The sequence below is a fragment of the Vibrio sp. D54 genome (genome assembly GCF_021728075.1).
GTDB classification, from domain to species: domain Bacteria; phylum Pseudomonadota; class Gammaproteobacteria; order Enterobacterales; family Vibrionaceae; genus Vibrio; species Vibrio alginolyticus.
Genome location: NZ_JAKKCS010000010.1, coordinates 149,689 through 165,493, shown reverse-complemented (window position 1 = coordinate 165,493; position 15,805 = coordinate 149,689). Strand labels below are relative to the sequence as shown.

The 15,805-nt window shown below is 45.6% G+C and carries 13 protein-coding genes; 8 read left to right on the top strand and 5 right to left on the bottom strand.

Annotated features, from left to right (window positions below; all coding sequences use genetic code 11):
- Positions 1-20: 20 nt before the first annotated feature.
- The 3 genes from L3V37_RS14845 to L3V37_RS14835 all read right to left on the bottom strand — a co-directional run bounded on the left by L3V37_RS14845 (position 21) and on the right by L3V37_RS14835 (position 2,882).
- A complete protein-coding gene (locus tag L3V37_RS14845; protein WP_005379900.1) occupies positions 21-632 on the bottom strand; it encodes a TIGR04211 family SH3 domain-containing protein in 612 nt (203 codons plus the stop codon).
- A gap of 178 nt (positions 633-810) precedes the next feature.
- A complete protein-coding gene (locus L3V37_RS14840; RefSeq protein WP_005379898.1) occupies positions 811-2,070 on the bottom strand; it encodes an inorganic phosphate transporter in 1,260 nt (419 codons plus the stop codon).
- A gap of 131 nt (positions 2,071-2,201) precedes the next feature.
- Positions 2,202-2,882, bottom strand: a complete 681-nt coding sequence (locus L3V37_RS14835) for a TIGR00153 family protein (RefSeq protein WP_005379896.1) — start codon at positions 2,880-2,882, stop codon at positions 2,202-2,204.
- Positions 2,883-3,094: 212 nt separating this feature from the next.
- Here L3V37_RS14835 and L3V37_RS14830 point away from each other — a divergent pair, with 212 nt between their 5' ends.
- Positions 3,095-4,627: an inorganic triphosphatase gene (locus L3V37_RS14830; RefSeq protein WP_005379894.1), complete on the top strand. Its 1,533-nt coding sequence runs from the start codon at positions 3,095-3,097 to the stop codon at positions 4,625-4,627.
- Between the two features lie 41 nt (positions 4,628-4,668).
- On the opposite strand, the gene L3V37_RS14825 is transcribed toward L3V37_RS14830, so the two are convergent.
- Positions 4,669-5,442, bottom strand: coding sequence for a potassium channel family protein (locus L3V37_RS14825; protein ID WP_005387432.1), 774 nt, complete (start codon positions 5,440-5,442; stop codon positions 4,669-4,671).
- Between the two features lie 105 nt (positions 5,443-5,547).
- On the opposite strand from L3V37_RS14825, the gene L3V37_RS14820 reads away from it, so the two are divergent.
- The 3 genes from L3V37_RS14820 to hldE all read left to right on the top strand — a co-directional run bounded on the left by L3V37_RS14820 (position 5,548) and on the right by hldE (position 11,259).
- Complete coding sequence (locus L3V37_RS14820) at positions 5,548-6,804, top strand: methyl-accepting chemotaxis protein (RefSeq protein ID WP_005379890.1); 1,257 nt, start codon at positions 5,548-5,550, stop codon at positions 6,802-6,804.
- Between the two features lie 113 nt (positions 6,805-6,917).
- Positions 6,918-9,761: a bifunctional [glutamate--ammonia ligase]-adenylyl-L-tyrosine phosphorylase/[glutamate--ammonia-ligase] adenylyltransferase gene (gene glnE / locus L3V37_RS14815; RefSeq protein ID WP_064368976.1), complete on the top strand. Its 2,844-nt coding sequence runs from the start codon at positions 6,918-6,920 to the stop codon at positions 9,759-9,761.
- 67 nt (positions 9,762-9,828) lie between these two features.
- Complete coding sequence (gene hldE, locus L3V37_RS14810) at positions 9,829-11,259, top strand: bifunctional D-glycero-beta-D-manno-heptose-7-phosphate kinase/D-glycero-beta-D-manno-heptose 1-phosphate adenylyltransferase HldE (RefSeq protein ID WP_017633601.1); 1,431 nt, start codon at positions 9,829-9,831, stop codon at positions 11,257-11,259.
- 178 nt (positions 11,260-11,437) lie between these two features.
- Here hldE and tolC read toward each other — a convergent pair whose 3' ends face one another.
- Positions 11,438-12,766 carry an outer membrane channel protein TolC gene (gene tolC, locus L3V37_RS14805; RefSeq protein WP_237306516.1) on the bottom strand — a complete coding sequence of 443 codons (1,329 nt, stop codon included), beginning with the start codon at positions 12,764-12,766 and terminating at the stop codon, positions 11,438-11,440.
- A gap of 229 nt (positions 12,767-12,995) precedes the next feature.
- Here tolC and nudF point away from each other — a divergent pair, with 229 nt between their 5' ends.
- The 4 genes from nudF (at position 12,996) to yqiA (ending at position 15,589) form a co-directional block, all read left to right on the top strand.
- A complete protein-coding gene (gene nudF, locus L3V37_RS14800) occupies positions 12,996-13,646 on the top strand; it encodes an ADP-ribose diphosphatase (RefSeq protein ID WP_237306515.1) in 651 nt (216 codons plus the stop codon).
- Positions 13,646-14,089, top strand: coding sequence for a DUF1249 family protein (locus L3V37_RS14795; RefSeq protein WP_017633603.1), 444 nt, complete (start codon positions 13,646-13,648; stop codon positions 14,087-14,089). Before nudF ends, L3V37_RS14795 begins: the two co-directional genes overlap by 1 nt.
- 61 nt (positions 14,090-14,150) lie before the next feature.
- Complete coding sequence (cpdA, locus tag L3V37_RS14790; RefSeq protein ID WP_005387419.1) at positions 14,151-14,957, top strand: 3',5'-cyclic-AMP phosphodiesterase; 807 nt, start codon at positions 14,151-14,153, stop codon at positions 14,955-14,957.
- Positions 14,958-15,004: 47 nt separating this feature from the next.
- Positions 15,005-15,589, top strand: a complete 585-nt coding sequence (yqiA, locus tag L3V37_RS14785) for an esterase YqiA (protein WP_237306514.1) — start codon at positions 15,005-15,007, stop codon at positions 15,587-15,589.
- The last annotated feature ends 216 nt before the right edge of the window (positions 15,590-15,805 follow it).

Below are 15,805 nucleotides of genomic sequence, written 5' to 3'. Positions count from 1 at the left end.
AAAGATAAAAGCGTAAGGGTTTATGCCCAACCCGCAGGAGAGCGCTTTCTACGAGGCATGACATGCGGAAGAATCAAACCAAATAGTAAACCTAAACCTGCAACACCGCCGCCATAAGTGAAGTACTTAAGCAGCATGTCATCTTTTTGTGTATCCAGTTTTGCGCGTAGCTCGCGGTTTTCTGTTTCAACAGAAGTAAGCTGATCGCTGATCTCAGAGTATTTATTTTCTAGATCTGAAATTTGTTGGTTACGTGTTTCGAGAGAGGTAACAAGACCGGCTTTCTCTGCATCAGAAGTTTGACGAGCATTAGCAAGCTGCTCTTTTACTTCGGCTAGCTCTTTCTCAATGCGAGGAAGGCGAATTGCCATGCTCTCTTGGTTTGTCACAAACTTGCTTTGTACCCAACCAGTGCGACCACGGTCATCACGAACTTGCGTATAGCCAGTATCTCGGTTGGTTTTAATCAGTTGTACTTTAGAACCGGCGTTAACACTACCAATAATACGGTAGGTGTTATTTGGACCTGAGTGCATAAAAGTGAAGAGGTCATCAGAAATATAACGGTCTGCTGCTAGGGCCGCTGGCGCTGCTAGCAAAGTAAACAAAACCGTGATGATTAGTTTTTTCACAGTAAATCCCTTAACGATTTTTCTTGGAGACAGCGTTGGCACCGAATGATTGGAGCCGGAAATAGACGAATAGTATGCAGTTTCAAACTTCGGTGCAACAAAGAAGGGAGGCAAAGCCTCCCTTTCTGTGCGTTTGAGTCAATAATGACAAAGCGCTTACATTCTATTGACGAGTGTCTTAAGCGAACATCGCTTGAAGTCCGTAGAAGAATACTACGGCCAATAACGCACCTGCTGGTAGTGTAACGATCCATGATGCCACGATGTTACGAACTACGCCTAGGTTCAGTGCTGCGATACCACGAGCAAAGCCAACACCGAGAACCGCACCAACCAATGTTTGAGTGGTTGAAATTGGCAGGCCTGTACCAGACGCTAGAACTACTGTACATGCTGTTGCTAGCTGTGCTGCAAAGCCGCGGCTAGGCGTTAGCTCAGTGATGCCTGTACCAACGGTTGCCATTACTTTGTGACCCAGTGTTGCAAGACCGACCACGATACCAATACCACCAAGAGGTAGAATCCACCAAGCGATGGTGCTTTTCGTGCTGATTTCGCCCATGTGTTCAACAGTCGATACGACAGCAGACAGTGGACCAATGGCGTTTGCAACGTCGTTTGAACCGTGTGCAAATGCCATCGCACAAGCGGTGATAACCATCAGAACGCTGAAGATACCTTCCACGCCAGAAAAGCTGCGGTCCTCTTCGCGATTAGCGAATTTTTTCTGGATGTATACGTAGCCGCCAATCATCACAAGTGCTGAAACTGCTGCTGCCCACATCCAGGCTTCACCATTGGTCAGGTGAAGACCAACGTGTTTTAGACCTTTTTTGATGGTTACAAGTGCAATCACCATTGTTGTGATGAACATGTAAACAGGTACAAAACGTTTCGCGTTAAACAGAGGGTTCTCAGTATCAAAAATCAGGCGCTGTGCGCTGACAAAGATAACGTAAGCAAAGAAACCTGAAATCACTGGCGTAATAATCCAGCTACCAACAATGCCTTGAACGCTGCCCCAGTCAACCGCTTCAGTACCTACTGATACGCATGCAAAACCAATGATTGCACCGATGATTGAGTGAGTCGTTGATACTGGCCAGCCCATGTAAGAAGCAAGAAGCAGCCATGTACCTGCTGCTAAAAGCGCAGACATCATGCCGTAGACAAGAACATCTGGTTGACTAGCAAATAAAGAAGTTTCGATTACACCTTTACGGATAGTGTCGGTTACTTCACCGCCTGCAAGGTAAGCACCTGCAAATTCGAAGATCATCGCAATGATGATAGCTTGTTTTACAGTTAGCGCTTTTGAACCTACAGATGTACCCATCGCATTAGCAACGTCGTTCGCGCCAATACCAATCGCCATCATGAAACCAAAAATCGCTGCAACAATAATCAGGACAGTGCCGTAGTTCGCAAGGATATCCATCGTAATACCTAGTTGTTTTATAACAAGCGGAACAAAATTTTACGCGCGCCAAACCATAAGACGATGAAAATAGTCATCGTCCCTATGACACGTGTTAATTATGCTCTTCGTTATGTCGTTAACTTTATGTTTTAAGATCGAGATAGCATGACTTCCAAACGAGCACCTACGCGCTGCGCTTGGTCGGCAATACCACCTACCCATTCAAGAATCTTGTATAGGAACATGACATCGATAGGGTTCATGTCAGCTTCAATCACCATCAACTGTTGGCGAAGTTCAATCTGCATGGCATCGGTATCATCTTCGATAACGTCTAATTGATGAATCATTTCAGCGACGAGCGTCACTTCACGGCCTTTGAAGCCGGTTTCTAGCAATTCATCAAGTTCATTGATTACCTTTTGCGCCTGATCGGCAGCATCAAGACAACGTTGAACGTAAGCGAGGAAGTTTGGTTGGAGAGCCTCAGGGATGACAAGTTGACGACCATATACACGGCCAGCAATGTCTTTTGCCAGGTTTGCAAGTTTGTCCTGTTGAGTCAAAAGCTCAAGCATGTCAGTACGGTCGACTGGCATGAACAAACCGCGAGGCAGTTTTAGACGGATTTCACGTTTCAGCACATCCGCTTCTTTCTCTAGGTGAGAAATTTGTGCACGGATTTCTGCTGCTTTTTCCCAATCACCCTTTGAAGATACTTCAAAGAATTTCACCAAGTGTGAACAACATTCGTTGACACACACAACGTGGCGTTGCAAAGGCTTAATTGGGGACTTTGCAAATAACCCCATAATTGTATTTACTGGCATGGTCATTCAACCTAATAACTATAACCTTAAAAAAACATACACCATTTCTGAGTGCTTGGCGAAATGTTGAACGATGGCTATAAAGGCGCGCATGGTAACGCATTAAATCGCTCATTAAAACTGTTTTAGATCATCATTCCGGCGATATTTCTCTCTTGCCGTGTGAGAAATTACGCAATATCCTGTTTCTATCTGCTTTGAAAGGTATAGCTATGGAAACCGAAATAGAACTGAAGTTTTTTGTTTCTCCTGAATTTTCAGAAACTTTAAAAGAAAAAATTTCTGAGACAAAAGTACTTCAGCATAGTTGTCGTGACTTGGGTAACACCTATTTTGATACTGCCGATAAATGGCTTCGAAAGCACGACATTGGTTTAAGAATTCGCCGTTTTGATGATGTATTCGTCCAAACCGTAAAGACAGCAGGACGCGTCGTCGCAGGCTTACATCAAAGACCAGAATACAATGCTGAGCACACTAGCGACGAGCCTAATCTGTCGCTTCATCCTCTAGATATTTGGCCTCCAGGTAAAGATGCAGAAACGCTGCAATCCGAGCTTATGCCATTATTCTCGACCAACTTCACACGTGAACAATGGCTGATTGGCATGCCCGATGGCAGTCAGATTGAAGTTGCTTTTGACCAAGGCTTAGTTGTAGCCAAAGGTGAAGACGAAGAAGAGAAGCAAGAGCCAATTTGCGAAGTTGAACTGGAACTTAAGTCTGGCCAAACCGAAGCTTTATTCACACTGGCACGCAGCTTTTGCGAGCAAGGTGGTATGCGCTTGGGTAACTTGAGCAAAGCGGCGAAAGGTTATCGACTTGCAAGCGGTTATGCGGGTGATGAAGTAAAATCATTGGCACTTGTGGACAGTAGTCCGACGGATACCGTTGAATTTTGCTTGATCAACTCTTTAGAGCACGCTTTGTCTCATTGGCATTATCACGAGCAAATTTATGCTGAGCGTGACAGCGTGGAAGCACTGCGTGAAATCAGTAATGCCATTCGTTTCATTCGTCAAACATTGACCATTTTTGGCGGGATTGTCCCTCGTCGCGCGAGCGCGATTCTGCGCCAAGAGCTTAAATGGTTGGAAGAAGAACTGAGTTGGTTGGATGAGCATGCACACCTTGAAGAGCTTTTAGATGACAAAGGCAATGTGCTGCGCAAGTTGGATGCGCGTAAGTTCTTAGTATCTGAGTTGACTCAGCAGTTACAAGAGTTGCCAAGCCGTGAAGAAGTGCTAGGGTTGCTCAATTCCGCGCGTTACACAGGGTTACTGCTGGATCTAAGCCGCTGGATCTTAGCGCGCGGTTGGCAGCCATTTCTTGATGAAAAAGCACGTGAAAAAATGGCAAGTAACATCATGCCGTTTTCAGTTACTCAGCTCGATCGCACTTGGGCTGAGCTAATGGAAGCTTTCCCAGCAGAGCGCGATTTGACGGCGCAAGAGTACGTTGATCAGCGTTATCGCTTATTGCGTAACCTCTATACTGGTATTGGTTTCGCGAGTTTGTATAACTCGGATGAGCGTAACAGCTTCCGTTTACCATGGGCGGATCTAGTGCATGGTATCGATGATCTGCTAATGCTGAACCACTTACTCCCGTTGGTTGATATGCTGGAAGACGCAGAAAAAGAGCAGTTAGAACGCTGGTTGCACCGTCAAGAGCGCTCAATTTTGCATGCAATGGATCAAACCCGAGCGATCAGTGTGGAAGTTCAGCCTTATTGGCGTGAATGATCGTTCTGGTGATAAGAACAAAAAAATAGGACCGCATGGTCCTATTTTTTTGTCTCTGTTTTACGTTGTTGTAGCTCTTTTTCCATGAAATCGAGTCGTTCTAGTATTTGCGCTTGTTGGCTTAGGAGCTGCTCGAGCATACGTTCTTTATTGATTGAACTGTGCGTCTGTTGTTTCGTTGGGGCAGTAAGGATAGAGGTGATAAGACCCGAGATCATACCAAAGATACCCACCCCGCAAACAATGATGATGACAGCCAAAAACTTTCCTATGGAGGTCACTGGATAATGATCGCCGTAACCAACCGTTGAGATTGTTACAAATACCCACCACAAAGCATCGGCGCCAGTACGAATATTCGCTTCTGGGTTTTTCGCTTCGATAAACAGCATTGCACTAGAACCGAGTGTTATGAGGATAACCATCAATAGCAGTATAGAGGCGACCGTGGTTTCGCGGCGGTTTTCTTTGAGCTGATGCAAAATGAACTTTGACGAACGCAGTACTAATACCACTCGCATAATATGAAAAATACGAGCAAAGCGCAGGGGCTCTATCAATGGGATGCTCGCCACGAAATCTATCCAATGACGTTTAAGGAATAACCAGCGATCTGTGGACCGGATCAAATCAATGGTGAGCTGTAGTAGAAAAATACTACAGATTATGAAATCCAGACCGATAAGAACTTGACGGGTTTCGTGATCGATCGGGAAAAACAACAAGCCAGAGATCACAAATAGTGCCATAAAAGACAATATTAGTGACAACAGGCCCATCGGTCGTGTGCTGTCTTTGATATCATTGTTTTTCATACGAAGCTCAAAATAAATCGCGTAACCACGCAAAGCGCGAACATAACTATAAGTAATATAAAGATTATAGATAAAGACTATATAAGACTCGGTGGAGAACTGACAATGGAAAAGCTGGCATTTAAGCCATGGGAAAGGGTCATATCCGACATTCGACTGGTGCCTAAAATGGTCATGTTGATGGTCTTCAGCACTGTCCTGATCGTGGCAAAACAACTGTGGGACGCAAACACTTTTTACGACTCACTTTTAGCGGCGACACAAAACGCGCAAGTTGCCCAACAGCATTATGAAGCATACTTAACGCAAGTTGCTTGGCAAACCGCCTTATTGATAGTGGTTTTTGTCGTGCTCTTATTAGCGGCGGCTAGAGTAATGTTGCGTCAAACACAGTATCTGAGCGACGCGATCAAACTGATGGCGAGCAAGAACCTCTCTGTTCCATTTGGTATGGATTGTAAAGATGAATACGGAGACGTGGCACGTGAATTAGAAAAGACACGTCGACAATTGCACGATGTGATTCAAATGCAAATTAATGCGTCTGATGAATTATCAACGCTCACCGAAGTCATGACACTGAGCATGTCGGAAACGAAGGAATCGGCGCAAGAAGAGTTTAACGAAATTGATCAACTTGCTACGGCGATGAGTGAAATGTCGTCGACGGTCCAAACGGTTGCGGAACATGCCCAGACGGCATCTTCTCTAACAGAGCAAGCTTCCGCGCAAGCAATTTCTGGTCAGCAGTTCTTGCAAAGTACAATGGCGAAAATGAGTGAACTTTCATCGGATATCGCTTCATCGGCACAAGCGGTTAACCAAGTTGAAGAACGTGTTGAAGCCATTGGTAGCGTTGTGGGGACGATTCAAGGCATTTCTGAACAAACTAACCTGCTTGCACTGAATGCGGCGATTGAAGCGGCGCGAGCTGGCGAGGCTGGGCGGGGTTTTGCTGTGGTTGCAGATGAAGTTCGTAACCTTGCCCAACGCACACAACAAGCGACGGTAGAAATTCAAGAGATGATCGCACAGCTGCAAACCAGTGCTGAATCTGCGGTAGAACTCATGGAAAAAAGCGTTGTAGAAGCGGCAGATGGAAACGAGCTGGTTTCTAATGCTGGATCTGAGCTCGATGGTATTGTTGGGCAAGTGACGCAAATCAATGATATGAACTTCCAGATCGCGACGGCGTCTGGTCAGCAAAGCAGTGTTGCAGAAGAGATGAGCCAAAACCTCACCAATGTACGTGAGTTGGTGGAAGCCTCAGTTGTTGTTGTTACCGAGCTGCTAGAAACCTCTGAAATGATGCAAAATAATGCAGGTGAGCTAGACAAGAAGATCAAATCTTTCCAAGTTTAATATTCGATCCCGAACTTTTGATAAAACGCCCACAAACCTTTTGTGGGCGTTTTTATTTGCTTTCAGTCTGGTATAAAGAATGAGTTACCGTGCTTTTCAAACAAGGAAGAAAAATGCAGCTGCCTTCGCCACTGATTTCTATCGCTGAATCTGCCGTACAAAACGCCCAAGACGCAGGTTATTTTCCCCTTTGGCCCGATGAGGTTGCGCAGCAATTTCGTTATGTGGCGGGCTTAAGCCAATTTATAACCGAAGCTATTCATCGCGATGAAGTCCTAGCCCGTGAGTTGCCAAGTATGTTAGCGCAGCCAAGTCGTCAGGAGTCTTACCGCTCACGCCTTGCTGAACTGTTGGAACAATGTCCTGATGAGATGTCTGGTCATCGCGTATTGCGTCAGTTTCGCAACCGAGAAATGGTGTACATTGCGTGGAAGGATTTCACGCATGCATGGTCGCTAGAGACGTCTTTAAGCCACTTATCTGAGTTGGCAGAAGCGATGATTTTTGAAACCTATCAATGGCAATATCAAGTGTGTTGTCAGGAGTGGGGCACGCCAACAAGTGAGGACGGTGAAGTGCAGCCGATGTTAATTATCGGCATGGGGAAACTAGGTGGTGGCGAGTTAAACTTTTCTTCCGATATTGATCTAATTTTCACGTACCCAGAGAATGGCGAAACCCAAGGCGCACGCCGAAGCATTGCCAATGCCCAGTTCTTTACTCGTCTTGGTCAACGCATCATCAAAGCGCTCGACCAACAAACCTTCGATGGTTTTTGCTACCGCGTCGACATGCGACTTCGCCCATTTGGAGAAAGTGGCCCCTTGGTAATGAGCTATGCCGCACTTGAAGATTATTACCAAGAACAGGGGCGAGATTGGGAACGTTACGCGATGATCAAAGCTCGGGTGATGGGATGTGAGATGTACCCGCAGTATCAAGAGCTACGCCAAATGCTGCGCCCTTTTGTTTTTCGTCGTTATATTGATTTCAGTGCGATTCAATCTTTGCGACGAATGAAGTCGATGATCAGTAGCGAGGTTCGCCGCCGAGGGTTGAATAACAACATTAAGCTAGGTGCGGGTGGCATCCGAGAAATTGAATTTATCGCTCAAGTTTTTCAATTAATTCGAGGTGGTCGAGAGCCTTCTTTGCGTAATCGAGGGCTGTTGGAAACGCTGCAAGGCATTGAAGAGCTGGCATTGCTTACTCCACAAGAAGTCAGCGATCTAGAAGCCGCATACAAGTACTTGCGTCAATTAGAAAACTTGTTGCAAGCAATGGCGGATAAGCAAACCCAGACGCTGCCTGATTGCGAAACCGAACGCTTAAAGCTCGCCACTGCGATGAAAATGAGCTGTTGGGAGCAATTAATTGAGCAAACCCAGCAGCATATGGCAAATGTTCACCAAGTTTTTGAATCACTAATTGGTGATGATGAAGAAGACGAGGGGACTACTGTTGCTCGTCATTTTCATGAGCTATGGGATATGGCCGACAAACAAGACGTTCTTGAGCATATCTTGCAGCAGGATATTCAGATTGAAGACTTTGCTTCATGCGCGAAAACCATCATCAACTTTAAAACCGATCTGGCCAAAAAAACGTTAGGCCCACGTGGACGCGAAGTGCTCAACCGTTTGATGCCGAAAGTGTTTGATGCGGTCTTTGCCCATCCTGATGCACAGTTTGGTTTATCTCGTGTACTTCACTTGCTACACAACATCTGCACTCGCACAACTTACTTGGAATTATTGGATGAGCATCCAGCGGCTCTGGTGCAGCTCGTACGTTTGTGTACCGCAAGCCCAATGATTTCAGAGCAGCTGTCTCGTTATCCTATCTTGCTTGATGAGTTAATCGACCCTGCGCAGCTGTACAATCCCATTCCATTAGACAGTTACCGTACAGAGCTGCGTGATTATTTGGCGCGTATTCCTGAAGATGATATGGAACAGCAAATGGAAGCGTTGCGTCAGTTTAAGCAAATTTGTATTTTGCGTATTGCAGCGGCAGATATTGCTGGCGCATTGCCAGTGATGAAAGTGAGTGACCATTTAACTTATTTAGCGGAAGCTATCGTGGATGCGGTGATCAGTCAGGCTTGGTTGCAAGTATCTGAAAAGTATGGCGAGCCAACGCATGTGAAAGATCGTGAAGGTAAAGGCTTTGCTGTAATTGGCTATGGTAAAGTCGGAGGGTGGGAGCTCGGCTATAACTCCGACTTGGATATTGTCTTCATGCATGACTGCCCAGTCAATGTCTACACTGACGGCAAAAAAGAGATTGATGGTCGTCAGTTCTACCTTCGTTTAGCACAGCGTATCATTCATATTTTCTCCACTCGCACCGCTTCCGGTATTTTATACGAGGTCGATACCCGATTGCGTCCGTCCGGTGCATCGGGTTTGTTGGTTAGCCCAACAGACGCGTTCGACGACTACCAACATCAAGACGCGTGGACATGGGAGCATCAAGCACTTGTCCGCGCGCGCATGATTTATGGTGATGAACCACTGGCAATTGCATTTCACAATACGCGGCATGATGTGCTGTGCAAAGCACGCGATCAAGCTGAACTGAAAAAAGACGTTGTCGAAATGAGAGAAAAAATGCGCGGTCATCTTGGGGGGAAAAAGCCAGGCCGCTTTATGCTCAAGCAAGATGTGGGTGGGATTACCGATATCGAATTTCTCGCTCAGTACCTAGTGCTCAACTATAGTCACGATAAGCCGAAATTGACGCGTTGGTGTGATAATGTGCGCATCTTTGAAACGCTCATTGCGCAAGATGTTATGGACGAAGACCAAGCAATGCAGTTGATACGTGCTTACACGACAATGCGCAACGAAATACACCGCCGAAATCTACTCAATTTAGACGCTGATGTGGTGGAAGATAAGTTTGTTGCCGAAAGGGAGTGGGTAAAACAGGCTTGGAATCAGTGGTTCAGTTAAGACCATATATTTAGCCTCGATAAGGGCTGTGATAAACTCACTTCGATTTAATTTTTGGAGACCAACAATGAAACCAATTCTACCTGATTACAACAGCGCTGGTGTGCTCATCATCGGTGATGTCATGCTAGATCGTTACTGGTATGGCCCAACCGGACGCATTTCTCCTGAAGCGCCGGTTCCTGTTGTAAAAGTAGAAAACAATGAAGAGCGTCCTGGTGGTGCTGCGAACGTTGCGATGAACATCGCATCACTAGGTGGCCATGCTCACATTGTTGGTCTAACTGGGGAAGATGAGCCTGCAAAAGTGCTGACGGAGACGCTGAGCTCACTCAATGTGAAGTGCGATTTCGTTGCACTGCCTGATTACCCAACGATTACGAAGCTTCGCGTAATGAGCCGTGGACAACAGCTTATTCGTCTCGACTTCGAAGACAAGTTTGAAAACACAGATTCTGCACCTGTGCTATCACGTATGGATGCCGCACTGCCAAACGTTAAAGCCGTGATTATGTCTGACTACGCAAAAGGCTCGTTAGAGCATGTTCAGGCATACATTCAAAAAGCGCGCGCAGCAAATATTCCGGTTTTCATTGACCCGAAAGGTGCGGATTTTGAACGCTACCGTGGCGCAACACTTCTTACGCCAAACATGAAAGAGTTCGAAGACGTTGTAGGTAAAGTGAAATCTGACCAAGAGCTAGTAGAGAAAGCACTGGCTTTGGTTGAAGAGTTTGAATTTGAAGCGCTTTTAGTGACACGCAGCGAAAATGGAATGACCTTGATTCGTCGTGGCCAGGAACCCTTCCATCTTCCAACTCAAGCGAAAGAAGTGTACGACGTGACAGGTGCGGGCGACACGGTTATCTCTGTATTGGCAGCGTCTGTTGCCGCAGGCAAATCATTTGAAGAAGCGTGTGCACTAGCAAACGCAGCGGCAGGTGTTGTGGTTGGTAAACTAGGTACGTCAACGCTTTCTGAGATTGAATTAGCAGAAGCGGTACATGGCAGCCAAGACACGGATTACGGTGTGATTTCAGAAAAAGCACTGATCGAAGCGGTGAAAAAAGCACGTGCTCGTGGCGAGAAAGTCGTTATGACAAATGGCTGCTTTGATATTCTGCACGCTGGGCATGTGTCTTACTTAAACCATGCTGCTGAACTGGGCGATCGCCTAATCGTTGCGGTAAATACCGATGAGTCAGTAAAACGCCTTAAAGGCCCTGGTCGTCCGGTAAACCCAACCGATCGCCGCATGGCGGTGTTGGCAGGTTTGGGCGCTGTGGATTGGGTTGTACCATTTAGTGAAGATACGCCGCAGCGTTTGATCTCAGAAGTTCTACCAAGCTTGCTAGTAAAAGGCGGTGACTACAAACCAGAAGAGATTGCTGGTGGTAAAGAAGTCATTGCGGCGGGTGGTGAAGTTCGTGTATTGAACTTTGAAGATGGCTGCTCGACCAGTGAAATCATTAATGCAATCAAAGGCGGTAAGGGCTAAGCCTGCTGTTTGTTAGCATTGAAATGCTATTTGCTCATAAAGGTCGCTAAGTGCGGCCTTTTTGATACTTGATGCTCAGAGACACTTTTAGGCTCTGAACTACAAGTAATAAAAAACGCCAGCTGATAACTCAACTGGCGTTTTTTATTTATTGAGACCTGAAGTATTCAGTTCGCGGTTATTTTGCCGCTTTCAAACCTGCATCAACGTCTAAGATGTCTTGTTCGCTTAGCGTACCAACGGCTTGGCGTAGCTGAAGAACACTTAAAATGTAGTCGTAACGAGCGTTCGATAGGTTTTTGTTCGCATCGTATAGACGACGAGTCGCGTCCAGTACATCAACGATAGTACGAGTACCTACATCAAAGCCAGCTTCTGTTGCTTCTAGTGCAGAGCGTGCAGAAATAACCGCTTGCTCATACGCACGTAATGCGCCGATAGAGGCGTTAATGTTGTTGTTTTGTGCGCGAACATCTTTTACTACGCTACGGTACTGTGCTTCAAGATCTTCGCTTGCTGCCACGTACGCGTATTCAGCTTGTTTGGTTTGAGAGGTTACGTTACCACCTGTGTATAGCGGTACAGCAAGGTTCACACCAATATTGAAGTTGTCTGTCGTGTTGTTACGAGAGCTATGAGAAGTATCACCGTAGTTGTAACCACCGTCTAGAGAGAGCGTTGGTAGGTGGCCAGAGCTTGCTAGTGAAATATTGTCACGCGCAATGTCTTGAAGAATACGTGATGATAGCAAGGTCAGGTTTTTGGTTTTTGCTTCATCAATGAGCGATTCAGCTGGTACGGTCGATGGGCTAGCAGTGAAGCGGCCAGTGTCCAAAATGTTGAGATCTTTGTGCTCTTGGCCTGTAATTTCACGCAGTGACTCGTAGCTATTAGTTAGCGCGTTTTCTGCCAACACTTCGTCCGCTAGCACTTGGTCGTACTGAGCTTGTGCGTCATGCACGTCAGTGATTGCAGACAAACCTACTTCAAAACGCTGTTTAGTTTGCTCAAGTTGGCGGCCAACCGCGGCTTTTTCTGCACGTACGAAAACAAGATTATCTTGTGCGCGTAGAACTTCAAAATACGCTTGTGACACGCGAAGAATCAGTGCCTGTTGCGTCGCTGCGTAAGTTGCGTCTGCTTGGCGAGCACTTTTCTCAGCTGTATCTAGAGAGATCCAAGATGCGCGGTTGTAAAGTGCTTGTGAAAAGCTAACGCCAGCGGTTAGTGCGTTGCCATCGTTTGATACGTCGCTAATTAGATTTGAATCGTATTCAGTATCACCACGAGTTAAATTGTAACCCGCAGTAAGGTTAATTTGTGGTAATAGAGCACTACGGCTTGAGGTGATTGCTTCGAAAGCTTGGTCACGTTGTGCTGCTACACTGAGCAATTGTGGATCATTTTGTTTTGCCAAGTCGTAGATTTCAGCCAAAGAGTCTGCGAACGCAGACGTACTCATGCTACCTAGCGCTGCACTGATAAATAGTGGAAGCAATTTTTTCATTTTCTATTCCCGCGGTCCATAGATTGGTTAATTCTCAGTAGTTTAACTCAATTTGCACGATATTTACTCTGAAGTTTGCACTTTTTTACACGTAATTATCCACTTGTGCAATAAATTTTTAGCAAAGACTTAAATTAATTTGTAACTATTATACAAAAAGTTGAGCCAAGTCCTTTGAGCAAGCGAATAACAATGAGTAAACTACATGATTCACTCAGAGAGGTGTTGAATGCAACAGTGTGACAAACAACAACAAGATTTTACTTCGCGAGATGTAAAAGTCATCTCGAAAGAAACCTTATTTGAAGGTTTTTTCAAAATGGTGAAATACCGCTTTCAGCATAGGCTATTTGCTGGTGGTTGGAGTGGAGTTGTCGAACGAGAAATGTTCGAGCGTGGTCACGCAGCAGCGATGCTTCCTTATGATCCAAAGACGGACCAGGTCGTAATCATTGAACAGATTCGTATTGGCGCGTTGGAACATGAACACCCTTGGCAGCTAGAAATTGTCGCCGGTATGATTGACCGCGATGAATCTGCTGAAGCCGTAATTCGTCGAGAGGCTGTCGAAGAAGCGGGGATTCAGGTGGGGCGCGTTGTACCTGTTACGTCCTATTATCCTTCGGCTGGTGGTTGCTCGGAAAAGCTAGACGTCTTTGTTGGTGAAGTGGATGCGTCTAAAGCGCACGGCATTCATGGTTTAGACTATGAGAATGAAGATATCCGAGTTCATGTCATGAGTCGTGAAACGGCGTATCAATGGGTGAAGGACGGGAAATTTGAAAATGGTGCGTCGATTATTGCGTTGCAATGGCTGCAATTACACCATCAAGAGTTAAAGTCAGAATGGGGACAATCCCAAACGGTGGAGAGTGAGTAATGGCACAATTGGCTGAAAAACAACAATATCATGTTGATTTAGCTGGTCTTATGAGAACGTATGAGACCAACTACGCTAAATTGAATGCCTTATTGCCTGCTTCTGCTGAAGTTGGGGATGTACGTTGCTACCAAGCGGCGAACATGGTTTACCAATTGACCGTGAATGAAATCACAAAATACACCACAGTTGTTGAGATATGTCAGAGTGATGAAACGCCAGTGTTTCCTTTACCGACGATGTCTGTCAGGCTTTATCATGATGCGAGAGTAGCCGAAGTATGCTCAAGCGGAGAGTTCTCTCGCATAAAAGCTAAGTATGATTATCCCAATGACCAACTGATGCAGAAAGATGAAAAGCATCAATTAAACACATTCCTCGGTGAATGGCTGACGTTTTGTTTACGAAGTGGTATCAGTAGAACACCACTTGCCTTCAATTGATCGTCACGTCACTAAAGGAAAATAACAAATAACGATATAGTGGACGAATCAGGTTTTCATTTTGCAATCATCTAGTGACAGCATCAAACTTTTACAAATTACGGATACTCATCTGTTTGCTGCCGATGAGGGAAGTTTGCTAAGCGTAAAAACAGTCGATAGCTTCAATGCTGTTGTTGCTGATGTTTTACGCCGCAACGTGGCGTTTGATTACATCTTGGCGACGGGCGATATTTCCCAAGACCATAGTGCAGAATCTTATCAGCGCTTTGCCAACGGCATTGAACCGCTAGAGAAAGACTGTTTTTGGCTACCTGGTAATCATGATTACAAGCCTAATATGGGCAGTGTTTTGCCTTCGCCACAAATCAAAGCCGCAGAGCATGTGTTGCTTGGCGAGCATTGGCAGTTAATTCTTTTAGACTCGCAAGTGGTTGGCGTTCCTCATGGGCGCTTGAGCGATCAGCAATTAACGCTACTCGAAGAAAAGCTAGCCGAACACCCAGAAAGACACACACTTGTTTTGTTGCATCATCACCCGTTACTGGTGGGAAGCGCGTGGCTTGATCAACATACTTTAAAAGATGCCGAAGCGTTTTGGCAGGTTGTCGAGCGTTTTGATAACGTGAAAGGCATTCTCTGTGGTCATGTTCATCAAGATATGAATGTGCTTCACAAGGGCATTCGAGTGATGGCAACACCCTCAACTTGTGTTCAGTTTAAGCCTAACTCGGATGATTTTGCCCTTGATACCACTTCGCCTGGTTGGCGGGAGCTGCAACTACACGCTTGTGGCGATATTACGACCCAAGTAGGTCGGCTTCCTGATGGCCAGTTCCAACCAGACTTCTCTTCTAACGGCTACTAACGCGCCCGAGCTCTCTGTTCGGGCTCGCTTTTTTATGCGAGATATCTATGAGTAAATCTTCACTTCTTCTCTATATCCATGGCTTTAATAGCTCTCCACTCTCCATGAAAGCGAATGTGATGAGAGCCTACTGCGAGCAACATAGGCCTGATATTAAGGTGATTGTTCCCCAGTTACCTTGTTATCCTCAGCAAGCGGCGAAAATGTTGTTGGATATTATCGAGCAATATAAAGACGACTATAAAATTGGTCTAGTGGGCAGCTCATTAGGCGGTTTTATGTCAACGTGGCTAAATGACAAGTTTGGGTTTAAAGCGGTAGTGGTCAACCCCGCAGTCAAGCCTTATGAGTTGCTAGTAGATTATTTGGGTAAGCAAACTAACCCATATACGCATGAAACCTATACACTTGAAGCTTGTCATATTGACGAGTTAAAAGCTCTTGATGTACAAAGCATCGCGTCGCCACATTCTTTTTGGTTATTGCAACAAACAGAAGATGAGGTTTTAGACTATCGACAAGCGGTAGATAAGTTTGCAGACGCTAAGCAAACAGTAGAACAAGGCGGTGATCACAGTTTTGTAGGCTTTGAGCGTTATCCTGCACAGATTATCGAATTTCTAGAACTGTAATTCGAAAGCGATTGGAAAAGGCTCATAGTTTTTATTGATATATCCAACCGTTTCTTGACATGGGCGGTATGCTTTCCGACTATGTTTTGCCAAAAGATCTTAAGGGTCGAGGACCCTGGCTACTTTGTTATGCATCATGTTTACAAACTCTTAGTGATGTGAACAGGGTGGCTTTTTCGTTTCCTGAGTATGGGTACGCCCATTGGTGATACTCAG